Consider the following 15,008-nt stretch of genomic DNA (forward strand, 5'->3'; position numbering starts at 1 on the left):
CCCCTTGTCGCTGCACACCTTCGTCAGCGCCGAGGTCAACGTCGTCTTGCCGTGGTCCACGTGCCCGATCGTCCCAATGTTCACGTGGGGCTTCCGCCGCTCGTATTTCGCCTTCGCCATCGCCTCCTCCTCGTCTCAGTACGTCGAAGCTCGCTCCCGGATCATCTACTCGCCGCGGTTCTTGGCGATGATGGCCTCGGCGATCTGCTTCGGGACCGGCTCATACCGGTCGAATTCCATGCTGTAAGTGGCCCGGCCCTGAGTACGGGACCGCAAATCGGTCGCGTAGCCGAACATCTCGCTCAGGGGAACGGCTGCCTCGATGGCCTGGGCGCCGGCCCGCACCTTAATGCCATGCACCTTGCCGCGCCGACCGTTCAGATTCCCGATCACGTCCCCCATAAATTCCTGAGGCACCAAGACCTCGACCTTCATGATCGGCTCGAGCAGGACCGGGTTTGCCTTCCTGCACGCCTCATTCAAGGCCATAGATCCGGCAATCTTGAATGCCATCTCATTGGAGTCGACGTCATGATAGGACCCGTCGATCAACTTCACACAGACGTCTCGCAAGGGATAGCCAGCCAACACCCCGGCCTCCATCCGCTCCTTCACACCCTTTTCAATTGCCGGAATGTATTCCCTCGGAATCGCTCCGCCCACGATCTTATTCATGAACTCGAACCCGACACCGGGCTCGGCCGGCTCGACGGTCAGCACGACGTGCCCGTATTGACCGCGGCCGCCGGTTTGCTTGATGTACTTGGCCTCGTGCTCGGCTGTCCCGCGGATCGTTTCCCGATAGGCCACCTCAGGCTTGCCGACATTGGCATCCACCTTGAACTCGCGAAGCAGGCGATCCACGATGATCTCCAGATGAAGCTCGCCCATCCCGGCGATGATCGTCTGGCCCGTCTCTTCATCGGTATGGACCCTAAAGGAAGGGTCCTCCTGCGCCAGCTTCTGGAGCGAAAATCCGAGCTTTTCCTGGTCCTGCTTGGTCTTGGGCTCGATCGCCATCGCGATAACCGGTTCGGGAAACTTCATCACCTCGAGAAGGACCGGTTTCTTCTCGTCACAAAGCGTATCTCCGGTTGTGGCACCCTTGAGGCCCACCGCAGCGGCGATGTCACCGGCATAGACCTCTTCGATGTCTTCACGCTTATTCGCGTGCATCTTGAGCAGCCGACCGATGCGCTCCTTCGTATCCTTGGTGATGTTGTATACCGACGTGCCAGTCTTCAAGGTCCCAGAATAAACCCGGAAGAATGTGAGCTGGCCAGCAAAGGGATCGGTCATGATCTTGAATGCCAACGCCGCAAAGGGCTCGTCATCATTCGCCGACCGCTTAACCTCTTTGCCGCCAGCCGGCTCCACACCCACCACAGGGGGGATGTCCAGCGGGGAGGGCAGATAATCTACGACCGCATCCAAGAGCTGCTGCACCCCTTTATTCTTGAAGGCGGAGCCACAGATCACAGGCGTCAGCTTCATGGCAATGGTCCCACCTCGGATCGCGCGCTTAATTTCATCGACCGAAAGGCTCTCACCATTCAGGTAGCGCTCCATCGCCTGCTCGTCATGCTCAGCCACCTTGTCGATCATTTTTTCACGATACTCTTTCGCTTGATCGAGCAGGTCAGCCGGGATCTCCTCGACCTTGTACTTCGCCCCCAGCGTCTCGTCGTCGTAGATATAGGCCTTCATCGTGACAAGGTCGATCGACCCCTTGTAGTCCGCTTCACGCCCGATCGGCAACTGGATCGGCACCGGGTTCGCCCCCAAGCGATCAACAATAGTCTGAACGCCCCCATAAAAGTCAGCACCAATCCGGTCCATCTTGTTCATGAACGCGATGCGCGGCACTCGATACTTGTCGGCCTGGCGCCAGACCGTCTCGGACTGGGGCTCAACGCCCTGCACAGAATCAAACACCGCAACCGCCCCATCCAGCACGCGCAGAGACCGCTCCACTTCGATCGTAAAATCCACGTGACCCGGCGTATCGATGATGTTAATCCGGTGCTCGCGCCAGAAACAGGTCGTCGCCGCCGCGGTGATCGTGATGCCACGCTCCCGTTCCTGCTCCATCCAGTCCATGGTTGCAGCCCCGTCATGCACCTCGCCCATCCGATGGGAGACTCCGGTGTAGTACAGGATGCGCTCCGTGGTCGTCGTCTTCCCGGCATCAATGTGCGCCATGATACCGATATTTCTTGTCCGCTCTAGCGGCGACTGCCTAGCCAACTCACCCTCCGAAAACAATGATGCTGCAGCGCCACGTCCACGTCAGGCTCGTGGCCCAACTGCAGCACAAAACCCTACCTACCAGCGGTAATGTGCGAAGGCCTTGTTGGCCTCCGCCATCCGATGCACGTCCTCGCGTTTCTTGACCGACGCGCCCGTATTATTCGCAGCATCGAGCAATTCACCCGCAAGCTTCTCAGCCATGCTCTTGCCGCCCCGCGCCTTCGCATATTCAGCGATCCAGCGCAAGGCCAAGGTCATGCGGCGCACCGGGCGGATCTCCACCGGCACCTGATATGACGCGCCACCCACCCGGCGGGACTTCACCTCAACCACCGGCTTGACATTGTCAATAGCGGCCTTGAAGACCTTGAGCGGATCGTTGCCGGTCTTTTCCTGAATCAGATCGAAGGCCCCAAAGCACACTCGCTCGGCCGTGCTCTTCTTGCCAGCACTCATCAGAATATTGACAAACTTTCCGACCAGCTTGTCCCGGAAGCGCGGATCCGGCTGGATTTCTCTCGTTCCAAATAACCGTCTACGTGACATTGCTATATCCTTCGATTCTTACTTGGGCCGTTTCGCGCCATACTTCGAACGGCTCTGCTTCCGATTTGCAACCCCGACGGCATCCAGAGAGCCACGCACAATGTGATAGCGCACCCCCGGCAGGTCCTTGACGCGACCGCCTCGAACCAGCACGATCGAGTGCTCCTGCAGGTTGTGCCCCTCGCCAGGGATATAGGTCGTCACTTCCATGCCGTTGGTCAACCGCACACGGGCCACCTTGCGGAGCGCGGAATTCGGCTTTTTGGGAGTCGTGGTATAAACCCTAATACAGACCCCGCGCTTCTGCGGACATCGCTTCAGGGCCGGGCTCTTCGTTTTCCACGTGGTGAGCGTTCTCCCTTGCCTCACCAGCTGATTAATCGTTGGCATGCATCTCCTCGAATTATTTGCGCCTCGCTAGGAAACCTACGGATTATAGTGAGACTATCCGCTCATGTCAAGGCCAAACTGGCCCTTTCGTTCAGTTTCCGCTGCTCTCGCCTTCCGCTGCGGCGGCATCCTGACTGATGACGACCGGCTCGGCTTCCAACGCCGGCACTTCCGGCTTTGGGCTGATCACAAAGGTGTCTCGATAGGTTTCAAACCCCGTACCGGCCGGGATCAAGCGTCCCACGATCACGTTTTCTTTCAATCCGAGCAGGATATCTTCCTTGCCGTTGATTGCCGCCTCGGTAAGCACCCGCGTCGTTTCCTGGAATGATGCGGCCGAGATGAAGCTGTCGGTCGTAAGGGCCGCCTTGGTGATGCCCAACAAGACCGGCTTGCCGAGCGCCGGCTTCCCGCCTTTGGCCAAGGCTTGTTCGTTCTTGTCCTCGAACTCGAACTTGCTCACCTGGCTGCCGGGCAGAAACTCCGTGTCGCCCGGTTCTTCGATGCGGACCTTGCGCAGCATCTGCCGCACGATAATTTCGATGTGCTTGTCGTTGATCGACACGCCCTGGAGCCGATACACATCCTGCACCTCATCCACCAGATACTTCTGCAACTCCTTGGGGCCGAGGACGTCCAGGATATCGTGAGGATTGGCGGAACCGTCCATCAAGGGCTCGCCGGCTTTCACCCAGTCCCCCTCATGCACGTTCACATGCTTGCCCTTGGGGATCAAGTACTCCTTCACGTCGCCCATCTTGTTGTCGACGAGCACTTTACGCATGCCCTTGACCAGACCGCCGTAGGATACCTCTCCGTCGATCTCACTGATCACGGCCTGCTCCTTCGGCTTGCGGGCCTCAAAGAGTTCGGCCACCCGAGGCAGACCGCCGGTGATATCCTTTGTCTTGGTGGTCTCGCGCGGGATCTTGGCCAGCACGTCGCCCGGGTGCACCGTCGCGCCCTTGTCCACGAAGATGTGGGCACCCACCGGCAGTAGATACCGCGCCACGGAGGTCACGTTCGACACCTTGGCCGTCTTGCCGCCCTCGTCCTTAATAGAAATGCGCGGCCGCAGCGTGGCGCCCGTATGTTCGATCACGACCTTTCGAGAGAGGCCGGTAACCTCGTCGAACTCCTCTTTCATGGTCACGCCTTCGGTGATGTCTCCAAAAGCGACTTTGCCGCCGACCTCGGTCAGGATCAGCAGCGAATAGGGATCCCACTCGACCAGCTTTTGCCCGACCGCAACCCGGTCTCCGTCCTTGATCTTGATCTTGGCACCGTGAACTACGGTGTACTTCTCGCGCTCGCGCCCGGTTTCGTCGTAGATGGCGATCTTGGCGTTTCGATTCATCACCACCCACTCGCCCTCTCTGTTCCGAACCGCGATCCCCGCGTTATGTACATCGGTGTTTTTCTTGGCGTCGAAACTCATGAACCGGATGAACCCAGCGTGCTTCGCCTCCAACACCGTTTGCTCCACCACCTTGCTGGCGGTACCACCGATATGGAAGGTCCGCATCGTCAACTGCGTGCCCGGCTCACCGATGGACTGGGCCGCGATGACTCCGACCGGCTCGCCCATCTCCACCAGGCGCCCGCGCGACAGATCGCGTCCGTAGCATTTGATACAGACCCCTCGCCGGGATTGACAGGTCAGCACCGACCGGATCTTTACCCGATCCACACCGGATTCCACCACGCCTTTTGCCCGATCTTCGTCGATTTCTTCGTTGGCCTTCACGATGATCTCGCCGGTCACGGGATCCCGAATGTCTTCGGCCGCCAGCCGGCCCAGGATTCGATCTTCGATGGGCTGAATGACTTCTCCGCCCTCGACCAACGCACTGACCACGATTCCGTCGGTCGTCCCGCAATCCACCTCGCTGATGATCACATCCTGCGAGATGTCCACGAGCCGACGGGTCAGGTAGCCGGAGTTGGCGGTCTTCAAGGCCGTGTCGGCCAACCCCTTGCGGGCGCCGTGGGTCGAGATGAAGTACTGCAGCACGGTCAGGCCTTCGCGGAAATTAGCCGTGATCGGGGTCTCGATGATCTCGCCCGATGGCTTCGCCATCAACCCGCGCATCCCGCCCAGCTGACGGATCTGCTGCGAGCTGCCGCGAGCGCCAGAGTCCGCCATCATAAAGATCGGATTGAACGCGGCCGGCGACTGGGAGTCGGTCCCCGATCCCAGCTCTTTCATCATCTCCCCGGCAACTTGCTCGGTCACGTGAGCCCAGATGTCGATGACCTTGTTGTAGCGCTCGCCGTTCGTGATGAGGCCCTCGCCATACTGCTTCTCGATCTCGTTGACTTCCCGCTGCGCCCGGGAGATCAACTCTTCCTTCTTCGACGGGATGTGCATGTTGTCGATACAAATCGAGACTCCCGCCCGCGTCGCATAGGTAAAGCCAATGTCCTTCACCTTGTCCAATAGGACAACGGTCTCGCGGTGTCCGGCCTGCCGGTAGACCGTATCGATGAGCTTGGTCATCTCTTTCTTGGTCATCAGTTGGTTGGCATGCGAGAATGGAATCGAGGCAGGCAGTATCTCGCCCATCAGCACCCGCCCCACGGTCGTGTCCACCATCGCCCCATTAACCCGCACCTTGATCTTCGCGTGCTCTTCGACCGCGCGGGCATCATAGGCCATGCGGACCTCCTCGGGTGAGCCAAAGACCTTGCCCTCCCCCCTTGCGCCCGCCCGCTCTTTGGTCAGCCAGTAGCAACCCAAGACCATATCCTGCGAGGGCACCGCGATGGGTTTACCATTCGCCGGCGAGAGGATGTTGTTGATCGACATCATCAGGACCCGGCACTCGACCTGCGCTTCGACCGACAGCGGCACGTGAACCGCCATCTGATCGCCGTCGAAGTCCGCGTTGAAGGCCGCGCACACCAGCGGGTGCAGGCGGATCGCCTTGCCTTCGACCAGCACAGGGTCAAAAGCCTGGATGCCGAGTCGATGGAGCGTCGGGGCCCTGTTCAGCATGACCGGGTGCTCCCGGATCACTTCATCCAGCACATCCCAAACTTCCGGCCGCTCCTTCTCAACCAACCGCTTGGCGCTCTTGATCGTCGTCGCGGCACCCCGCTCTTCCAGCTTGTGGAAAATGAACGGCTTGAACAACTCCAGAGCCATTTTCTTAGGCAAACCACACTGGTTCAAGCGCAACTCCGGTCCAACCACGATGACCGAGCGGCCCGAGTAGTCCACGCGCTTTCCCAGCAGGTTCTGCCGGAAACGCCCTTGCTTACCCTTCAACATATCGCTCAACGACTTGAGCGGGCGCTTGTTTGGCCCGCGAATGGCCCGACCCCGGCGGCCGTTGTCGAACAGCGCATCCACCGCCTCCTGGAGCATGCGCATTTCGTTGCGGATGATCACGCCCGGCGCCTTGAGCTCAATCAATCGCTTGAGCCGGTTGTTCCGGTTGATGACCCGGCGGTATAGGTCGTTGAGGTCAGAAGTCGCAAACCGGCCGCCGTCCAACGGCACCAGGGGGCGCAGCTCGGGCGGCAGGACCGGAATCACATCCATCACCATCCACTCAGGCTTGTTGCCGGATTTGCGGAAGGCTTCGAGCACCTTGAGCCGCTTGGCATGCTTCTTCTTGAGCGCCGCCGACGTGGCACCCTTGGACTTGCCTTGCAGCTCGTCCCAGAGACCCGTGATGTCAACCTTCCGCAGGAGTTCCCGGATCGACTCTGCGCCGATGCCCGCCTTGAACGCATGGAGGCCGTACTCGTCCTGGCATTCGCGGAGCTTCTCGTCCGTCAGCAGTTCCTTCTCCTTGAGCGGCGTATCGCCGGGGTCCACCACGACGTAGCTTTCGAAGTAGAGGATCTTCTCCAAGTGCTTGAGGCTCATGTCCAGGAGCGTCCCGATGCGGCTGGGCACCCCCTTCAGGAACCAGATGTGCGCCACGGGAGCGGCCAATTCGATATGTCCCATCCGCTCACGCCGCACCTTGGACTGAATCACCTCGACGCCGCACTTGTCGCAGACGATCCCGCGGTGCTTCATCCGCTTGTACTTGCCGCAGTTGCACTCCCAGTCCTTGATGGGACCGAAAATCTTGGCGCAGAAGAGTCCGTCCTTCTCCGGCTTGAAAGACCGGTAATTGATGGTCTCGGGCTTCTTGACCTCGCCGTACGACCAGGATCGGATCTTGTCCGGCGAGGCGATCCGAATCCGCATCGCATCAAACGACACGGCATCACGCGGCTTCTCGAATAGTGTATAGATGCCTTCCAAGGTTGGTCCCTCCTTAGTCTTTGGCCTTGATCAGTTCGACATCCAGGCCCAGACTTTGCAATTCCTTGACCAGCACATTGAAGGATTCCGGCAGCCCCGGCTCCAAGAAATTTTCGCCTTTGACGATCGCTTCGTAGATCCGCGACCGGCCCGGCACATCATCCGACTTGACTGTCAGAAACTCCTGCAAGGTGGAGGCGGCGCCGTAGGCTTGCAGGGCCCAGACCTCCATCTCGCCCAGCCGTTGTCCACCAAATTGCGCCTTGCCGCCCAATGGCTGCTGGGTGACCAGTGAATAGGGCCCGATCGAACGGGCGTGGATCTTGTCATCCACCAGGTGGTGCAACTTCAGCATGTACATGTAGCCGACCGTCACCGGACTTCCAAAAGCCTCGCCGGTCCGGCCATCGTAGACAGTGAACTGCCCGCTTGTGGCCATCTTGGCTTTCTTCAGCAGTTCTTTGATTTCCTTTTCGGCTGCCCCGTCGAACACCGGACTCGAGACATAAATGCCCAGCGCCTTGGCCGCCATGCCCAGGTGGGCTTCCAGAATCTGCCCCACGTTCATGCGCGACGGCACGCCCAGCGGATTAAGCACGATTTCGACCGGGGTCCCGTCCGGAAGGTAGGGCATGTCTTCTTCCGGAAGAATGCGGGAGACCACGCCCTTGTTTCCGTGGCGGCCGGCCATCTTGTCGCCGACCGACACTTTGCGCTTCATGGCAATATAGACCTTGACCAGCTTGATGACGCCGGGCGGTAGCTCGTCGCCCCGCTTGAGCCGCCCGACCTTCTCATCGTAGAGCGTCTGGAGAATCTCGCTCTGGTCCTTGGCCACCCGCTCGATCTCTTCCAGTTCTTTCTGCTCGTCAGGATCGCTGAGGATGATGTGGCGAACGTTGTCATCCGATAGTTTCTTGAGAATTTCGGCAGTGAGCTTGCCTTTTTTCTTGAGAATCACGTCGCCGCTGTCCGGGTCCATCAGGTCACGCCCCACGACTTTGCCCAGGAGCAGCTTTCTAATTTTCTTGTTTTTCTCTTCCTCGATGATACGCAGTTCGTCCTGATGATCCCGCTGGAGCTTGAGCACGTCCTCACTCTCGATGCTCTTGGATCGCTCGTCCTTGTCCAACCCCTTGCGCGAGAAAATCTTCACGTCCACCACGATGCCCTCGACTCCCGGCGGCACCTGAAGCGACGTATCCTTGACGTCTCCGGCCTTCTCGCCGAAGATCGCCCGCAGCAGCTTTTCTTCCGGCGTCAGCTGGGTCTCGCCCTTAGGAGTAACCTTGCCCACCAGAATGTCACCCGGCTTGACCTCCGCCCCGATGCGGATGATCCCGCTCTCGTCAAGATTCCGGAGCGCCTCCTCGCCGATGTTCGGAATATCGCGGGTGATATCTTCTTTGCCAAGTTTGGTGTCCCGGGCTTCGACCTCGAACTCCTCGATGTGGATCGAGGTGAACGCATCCTCGCGCACCAGCTTCTCGCTGAGCAGGATGGCGTCCTCGAAATTGAATCCTCCCCAGGGCATAAAGGCCACACAAACGTTGCGGCCAAGCGCAAGCTCTCCGCGATCGATGGCCGGCCCGTCGGCCAACACCTGGCCCTTCTTGACCGGCTGGCCCACGCGGACTACCGGCTTCTGCGTGATGCAGGTGTTTTGATTGGACCGTTGGAACTTGATGAGGTCGTAGACGTCCAAGCTCAGGTCGCCTTTGCGGCTTTCGCCCTTCCGATGTTCAGCTCGAACCATGATCCTCGTCGCGTCCACGCTTTCGACAACCCCCGCACGCTTGGCCTGGACGACATAGCCGGAATCCCGCGCGACCACCGCCTCCATACCGGTCCCGACCAGCGGCGCATCCGTGCTGATCAGCGGCACGGCCTGCCGCTGCATATTGGAACCCATCAGCGCACGGTTCGCGTCGTCATGCTCCAGGAACGGCACCAGCGCCGTCGCGACACTGACCACCTGTTTGGGGGAGACGTCCATGTACTCGACCTTGTCGGGCATGGCCATGACGAAATCCCCGCCGTATCGAGCCGACACGGTGTCCGACACGAGCCGCCCCGTGCCGTCGACTTTCGAGTTGGCCTGGGCGATCAAATACTTTTCGCCCTCGATCGCCGAGAGATACTCGATTTCGTCGGTCACCCGCCCTTTCTTGACTTTCCGATAGGGCGCTTCGATGAACCCGAATTCGTTGATCCGCGCGTAGGTCGCCAGCGATGTGATCAACCCGATGTTCGGCCCTTCCGGAGTCTCGATCGGACAGATGCGGCTGTAATGTGACGGGTGCACATCGCGCACCTCGAACCCGGCCCGCTCTCGCGTGAGCCCTCCAGGCCCCAGCGCGGAGAGTCGCCGTTTATGTGTAATTTCCGCCAGCGGGTTGGTCTGGTCCATGAACTGAGAAAGCTGGCTGCTGCTGAAGAATTCCTTGATCGCGGCCACCACCGGCTTGGCGTTGATGAGGTCGTGCGGCAGCACCGTTTCCATGTCCAGCAGGTTCATCCGTTCCTTGATGCTGCGCTCCATCCGAGCCAACCCCAACCGGAACTGATTTTCCAGCAACTCGCCGACGGATCGGACCCGGCGATTGCCCAAGTGATCGATGTCGTCGATCTCGCCTTTACCCACCTTGAGGTTCACCAGATACCGGATCACCTCGACAATGTCCTGCGGCACCAGGGTTCGCTGCTCCAGTGGAAGATCCAACCCAAGCTTCTTGTTTAATTTCAACCGGCCGACCGGAGACAGGTCATAGCGCTTCGCATTGTTGAACAAGTTTTCAAACAAGGCGCGCGCGGTCTCGATCGACGGCGTTTCCCCCGGCCGGAGACGCTTGTAGATCTCCACCATGGCCTCTTCCTTGGACGCCGTGCGCTCCATTTCCAGCGTGTCCAGGATCACCGGCGTGGCGGTGGCCGAATCCAAATAGATAACTTTGAAGCTTTCGATATTGCTCTCGAGAATCTTCTCGACGCTCGCCGGCGTGAGCTTATGGTTTTTCTCAGCGATCTTCTCTTTGCTGGTCGGATCAACGAGTTCCGTCAGCACGGCCCGCCCCACGAGTTCACCAGCCGCCACCGGAATCTCCTTGACTCCAGCCGCACGAACCCGCGCGATCAGGGCCTTCGTGAGCCTCGCCCCTTCCCGCACGATAGGCTCTTTGCTGCCCTTTTCCGCCACCTCGATCGAACAGCGCAGGCCATGGTGGATCTCCGGATCCAGCTTGCGGAAGAGCTTGCCCTTGGCCACCCGGATTTCCTCGACCGGGTAATACATCTTAAGCAGATCGTCACTGGAAAAGCTGAACGCCTTCAAGAGGATTGTCGCCGGCATCTTCCGACGACGATCGATACGCACGTAGAGAATGTCCCGCGCATCAAATTCAAAGTCCAGCCAGGAACCGCGATAGGGGATGATGCGGGCGGAGTAGAGCACCTTGCCGCTGGCATGAGTCCGCCCCTTGTCGTGCGTGAATGAGGCGCCCGGCGAGCGGTGCAACTGGCTGACCACCACGCGCTCGGTCCCGTTCACAATGAACGTGCCGCGTTCCGTCATCAGCGGCAATTCGCCGACATAGACCTCCTGCTCGCGCACATCCAGCACTTTCTTCTTGGGCGACTTATCCTCCCGATCGAAGACCACCAACCGGACCCTGACCTTCAAGGGAACGGCGAAGGTCATCCCCTGCTCCAGACATTCCCGCACGTCATACTTAGGCGTCCCCAGCGAATAACTGGAGAACTCCAGGATCGCTGTGTTGTTGTAGTCGGCAATTGGGAACACGCTCGTCAACGCGGCCTGGAGCCCGTTGTCCGCCCGGCGTTCGGGCAGCGACTCCATCTGGAGAAACTGCTCGTAGGACCGCTTCTGGATCTCGATCAGGTCAGGGATGTCAATGTTGGCACGGATTTTCGAGAAATCCTTCCGCTCGATCAACCCATTGACCGTGGTTTCCGACATGCCCTCGCTCCTTTTGGTCGTCGTGAGTTATACCGCCGACCGTGGCCGCGTGACCGGCGGCCGACGACTGAGGTCGGCCGACCGGTGCAGCATTCTATCCTGCCATCCTGCGCACGCGATTCGCTTGCTGTCGCCGGACGTTACTTCACTTCGACCTTGGCGCCACTCTCTTCCAGCTTCTTCTTCATCGTTTCGGCTTCTTCCTTGGTCACCCCGGTCTTGACCGGCTTGGGCGCACCCTCCACCAAATCCTTGGCCTCTTTCAGGCCCAGGCTGGTGAGCTCGCGCACAACCTTGATGACCTGGATCTTCTTGTCTGCCGCAGCACTGGCCAAAATAACGTCAAACGCGGTCTTCTCTTCCGCCGCGGCCGCGGCCGCTCCCCCGCCACCAGCCGCCGCCGCGACCGCCACCGGCGCCGCCGCCGTCACTCCGTACCGGCTTTCCATAGCCTTGACGAGTTCGGAGAGCTCCAGCACCGTCATCGTATCGATCCCCTTCAGAATTTCGTCTTGCGTCAACTTTCCTTCTGTCGTAGGCATGTCCCCTTCTCCTTTCTTTTTCTCTTGAATCGCCGTCAATACGCCAACTGTTTTTCTCAGCAACCCTGCCAAGACGAAGACAGTGCCGCGCACCGGCCCCTGCATCGTCGACATCAGCATCGCCAGCAAGACCGGCTTGGACGGCAGCGCTGCGACCGCGGCGATCTGAGCCGGCTTCAGCAGCTTGCCTTCCAGAACCCCGGCCGCGATCTTCATCTTTTCATCGCGCTTCTCCGCTCCCATGAAGTCGCGCAGAACCTTGGTCGGCAGCACGGGATCGTCGTAACCCAACACGACTCCCATGGGGCCCTTAAAATAGGGCTTGGCTTCCAGCAACGTAGTGCCGTCCACCGCCAGGGCGGCCAACGTGTTCTTGACGACCTTGAACTCGGCCTTGACGCCCCGCAGCTGTTTTCGCAACTCGGTGACTTGGTTCACCTCCAAGCCGGAGCACTCGGTCATGATGGCAAGCCGGGCACGCGCAAACTTCTCATGCAGCTCGGCCACCGCCGTGGCTTTCTCTTCCTTTTTCATGCTCCTCTCCTCACCTCAACCGTCCGCTCAACTCCACTGCTTGCTGATTGCTGCAACATCCAACTTCACGCCGGGCCCCATCGTACTGGAGATCGTCGCGCTCTTCAGATAACGTCCCTTGCACGAGGCCGGCTTGGCCTTCATCACAGCCTCCAGGATCGTGTGGGCATTTTCATAGAGCCGCTGTTCGTCGAAGGACACCTTGCCGACCGGCACTTGCACGATGCCCGCTTTCTCGACCTTGTATTCCACCCGGCCCTTACGGATCTCCGCAACTGCCCTTCCCACTTCAAACGTGACCGTGCCGGTTTTTGGGTTGGGCATCAGTCCTCGTGGCCCCAACACCTTGCCGAGCTTCCCGACCGAGCCCATTAAGTCGGGGGTTGAGATGGCTTGGTCAAAATCCATCCAGCCACCCTTGATCTTTTCCATCAAATCGTCGGATCCGACATAATCGGCTCCGGCCGCCCTCGCCTCCTGCTCTTTCTCGCCCTTTGCAAACACCAACACCCGGACCTTCTTGCCGGTGCCGTGGGGCAACACGGAAGTGCCGCGCACCATCTGGTCGGACCGTTTGGGGTCAACTCCCAACCGCAACGCCAGGTCCACGGACTCGTCGAACTTGGCGAAGGCCGACTGCTTGACGACGCCGACAGCCTCCTTGAGCCCATAGACGCGCGGCTCCACCTTGGCTGCTGCTGCTGTCATTTTCTTGCCCATGCTCCGCTCCTTACTCGGTCCTCGTAAAGGCCCACTGCGTCCGCCTAGCCCTGGACGGTGATCCCCATGCTGCGCGCCGTGCCCTCGATGATCTTCATCGCCCCATCCACATCGGCGGCATTCAGATCCGCCATTTTCTTGGTGGCGATGTCCTTGAGCTGCGCCTTGGAAATTTTACCCACCTTGTCCTTGTGCGGCACGCCGGAGCCCTTGATGATGCCAGAGGCTTTTTTCAACAGGTCGGATGCCGGCGGCGTCCGGGTAACGAACGTAAAGGTCCGGTCCTTGTAGACCGTGATCACAACCGGGATGATGCTGTCTCCGTCCTTCTGGGTCCTGGCGTTAAACTGCTTGCAGAATTCCATGATATTCACGCCGTGCTGTCCGAGGGACGGACCCACGGGCGGAGCCGGATTGGCCTTGCCGGCTGGAATTTGCAATTTGATTTGCCCGGTAATTTCTTTCGCCATTGCGACGCTCCTTCGACTTCCCTGTCAGTCCTTTACACACGCTCCACTTGCAAGAAGCCCAGCTCCACTGGGGTCGAGCGACCAAAAATACTGACCAGCACTTTGACACGGCTGTGATCCTGGTCCACTTCGTCCACCAGGCCGTTGAAACCAAGAAACGGCCCATCGATGATGCGCACATTGTCACCCTTAATAAAACGAACCTGCTCCCGCGGCGCCGCGGCCCCCTGATCCACCTGCTTCAGCAGCGACTCCGCCTCTTCCGTCGTCAAGGGGATGGGCTTGGTGCTGCCGCCCACGAAGCCGGTGACTTTCGGCGTCTCCTTGATCATCTGCACGGTCTCGTCGGTCAGCGGGGATTCCAGCTCGACCAAGACATAGCCCGGAAAGAACTTGCGCTTGGACTGGCGGCGTTTCCCATCCTTGATCTCGATCACATCCTCGGTGGGAACCAGCACCTGACCCAATCTCTCCACCAAGCCCATTTGATTGGCTCGTTCGAGGATGCTGGTCTTCACCCGCCCCTCGAATCCAGCATAGGTATGAATCACGTACCAGTTCTTGTTCATCGACTCATCCTCAAATGCCGTTCGCCAAGCCAAGGCGGCTGCGCGGACCCCGCTCGCCCCCTGCGATTTAGATCACCCTGCTGACCAGCCAGACTAGGAAGGAATCCACAAGCGAGAGATAGATGGACATAACCAAGCAGAAGACGATGACGACCAGCGTAGAACCGATGGTCTCCTCCTTGCTAGGGAAGGAAACCTTCTTCACCTCCGCCTTGACGTCCAGCACGAACTGTTTGATGTTGTCCCGAATCTTCGCGAACATAAGCCCAACTCCCGTTACTCCGATTCACTCCAACTACACGGCCCCAGACCGCCCCTCACTCGCGCACAGGTCGAGCCATCTCGGCTTGGCAGGGGCACCAGGAATCGAACCCGGACCTTCGGTTTTGGAGACCGACGTGCTAGCCGTTGAACACCATGCCCCTACCCAAATCAGCACAAAGCCCAGGCCTATTTCACTTCCTTATGCGGCTGGTGCTTCCGGCAGGTGTTACAGTATTTGTTCCGCTCGATCCGGTCCGGGTCGTTCTTCTTGTTCTTCATCGTGGAGTAGTTCCGCTCCTTGCACACCGTGCAAGCCATGGCGATGATATCCCGCATCGTGTACTCCTACGTCGCTCTCTCGTTTATGCCAGGATTTCAGTGACGACGCCGGAGCCGACGGTCTTGCCGCCCTCGCGCACCGCAAACCGCAACCCCTGGTCCATGGCGATCGGCGAAATCAGCTCCGCCGTCACCGACACGTTA

At 59.5% G+C, this 15,008-nt stretch carries 13 protein-coding genes and 1 tRNA gene; all 14 read right to left on the reverse strand.

The window, feature by feature from the left end; genetic code table 11:
* The coding region (gene tuf, locus EPO61_10835; protein TAJ08081.1) for an elongation factor Tu at nucleotides 1–120 on the reverse strand (120 nt) is incomplete at its 3' end.
* Nucleotides 121–165: 45 nt separating this feature from the next.
* Nucleotides 166–2,247, reverse strand: coding sequence for an elongation factor G (fusA, locus tag EPO61_10840; protein TAJ08082.1), 2,082 nt, complete (start codon nucleotides 2,245–2,247; stop codon nucleotides 166–168).
* A gap of 78 nt (nucleotides 2,248–2,325) precedes the next feature.
* Nucleotides 2,326–2,796 carry a 30S ribosomal protein S7 gene (locus EPO61_10845; protein TAJ08083.1) on the reverse strand — a complete coding sequence of 157 codons (471 nt, stop codon included), beginning with the start codon at nucleotides 2,794–2,796 and terminating at the stop codon, nucleotides 2,326–2,328.
* A gap of 18 nt (nucleotides 2,797–2,814) precedes the next feature.
* The gene (locus EPO61_10850) at nucleotides 2,815–3,186 is read right to left on the reverse strand and encodes a 30S ribosomal protein S12 (GenBank protein TAJ08084.1); all 372 of its coding nucleotides are present in this window, start codon (nucleotides 3,184–3,186) and stop codon (nucleotides 2,815–2,817) included.
* Between the two features lie 91 nt (nucleotides 3,187–3,277).
* Complete coding sequence (gene rpoC, locus EPO61_10855; protein ID TAJ08085.1) at nucleotides 3,278–7,450, reverse strand: DNA-directed RNA polymerase subunit beta'; 4,173 nt, start codon at nucleotides 7,448–7,450, stop codon at nucleotides 3,278–3,280.
* A gap of 13 nt (nucleotides 7,451–7,463) precedes the next feature.
* On the reverse strand, nucleotides 7,464–11,426 hold the full coding sequence (gene rpoB, locus EPO61_10860; GenBank protein TAJ08086.1) for a DNA-directed RNA polymerase subunit beta: 3,963 nt from the start codon (nucleotides 11,424–11,426) through the stop codon (nucleotides 7,464–7,466).
* Between the two features lie 140 nt (nucleotides 11,427–11,566).
* Nucleotides 11,567–12,502 (reverse strand): 50S ribosomal protein L7/L12, encoded by a 936-nt coding sequence (locus EPO61_10865; GenBank protein TAJ08087.1) that lies wholly within the window; start codon nucleotides 12,500–12,502, stop codon nucleotides 11,567–11,569.
* Between the two features lie 27 nt (nucleotides 12,503–12,529).
* Entirely contained in the window at nucleotides 12,530–13,222 is a 693-nt protein-coding gene (locus EPO61_10870; protein ID TAJ08088.1) for a 50S ribosomal protein L1, read from the reverse strand.
* 44 nt (nucleotides 13,223–13,266) lie between these two features.
* The gene (gene rplK, locus EPO61_10875) at nucleotides 13,267–13,692 is read right to left on the reverse strand and encodes a 50S ribosomal protein L11 (protein TAJ08089.1); all 426 of its coding nucleotides are present in this window, start codon (nucleotides 13,690–13,692) and stop codon (nucleotides 13,267–13,269) included.
* 32 nt (nucleotides 13,693–13,724) lie between these two features.
* Nucleotides 13,725–14,261 (reverse strand): transcription termination/antitermination protein NusG, encoded by a 537-nt coding sequence (nusG, locus tag EPO61_10880; protein TAJ08090.1) that lies wholly within the window; start codon nucleotides 14,259–14,261, stop codon nucleotides 13,725–13,727.
* A gap of 67 nt (nucleotides 14,262–14,328) precedes the next feature.
* Complete coding sequence (gene secE / locus EPO61_10885; GenBank protein ID TAJ08091.1) at nucleotides 14,329–14,523, reverse strand: preprotein translocase subunit SecE; 195 nt, start codon at nucleotides 14,521–14,523, stop codon at nucleotides 14,329–14,331.
* Between the two features lie 86 nt (nucleotides 14,524–14,609).
* Nucleotides 14,610–14,686 (reverse strand) — tRNA-Trp (locus EPO61_10890).
* Nucleotides 14,687–14,711: 25 nt separating this feature from the next.
* Nucleotides 14,712–14,861 (reverse strand): 50S ribosomal protein L33, encoded by a 150-nt coding sequence (rpmG, locus tag EPO61_10895; GenBank protein ID TAJ08092.1) that lies wholly within the window; start codon nucleotides 14,859–14,861, stop codon nucleotides 14,712–14,714.
* A 26-nt stretch (nucleotides 14,862–14,887) separates the two neighbouring features.
* Nucleotides 14,888–15,008 (reverse strand): hypothetical protein (locus EPO61_10900; protein TAJ08093.1); only part of this gene is annotated, 121 nt, incomplete at its 5' end.

The organism is Nitrospirota bacterium (assembly GCA_004296885.1).
Classification (GTDB): Bacteria; Nitrospirota; Nitrospiria; order Nitrospirales; family Nitrospiraceae; genus SYGV01.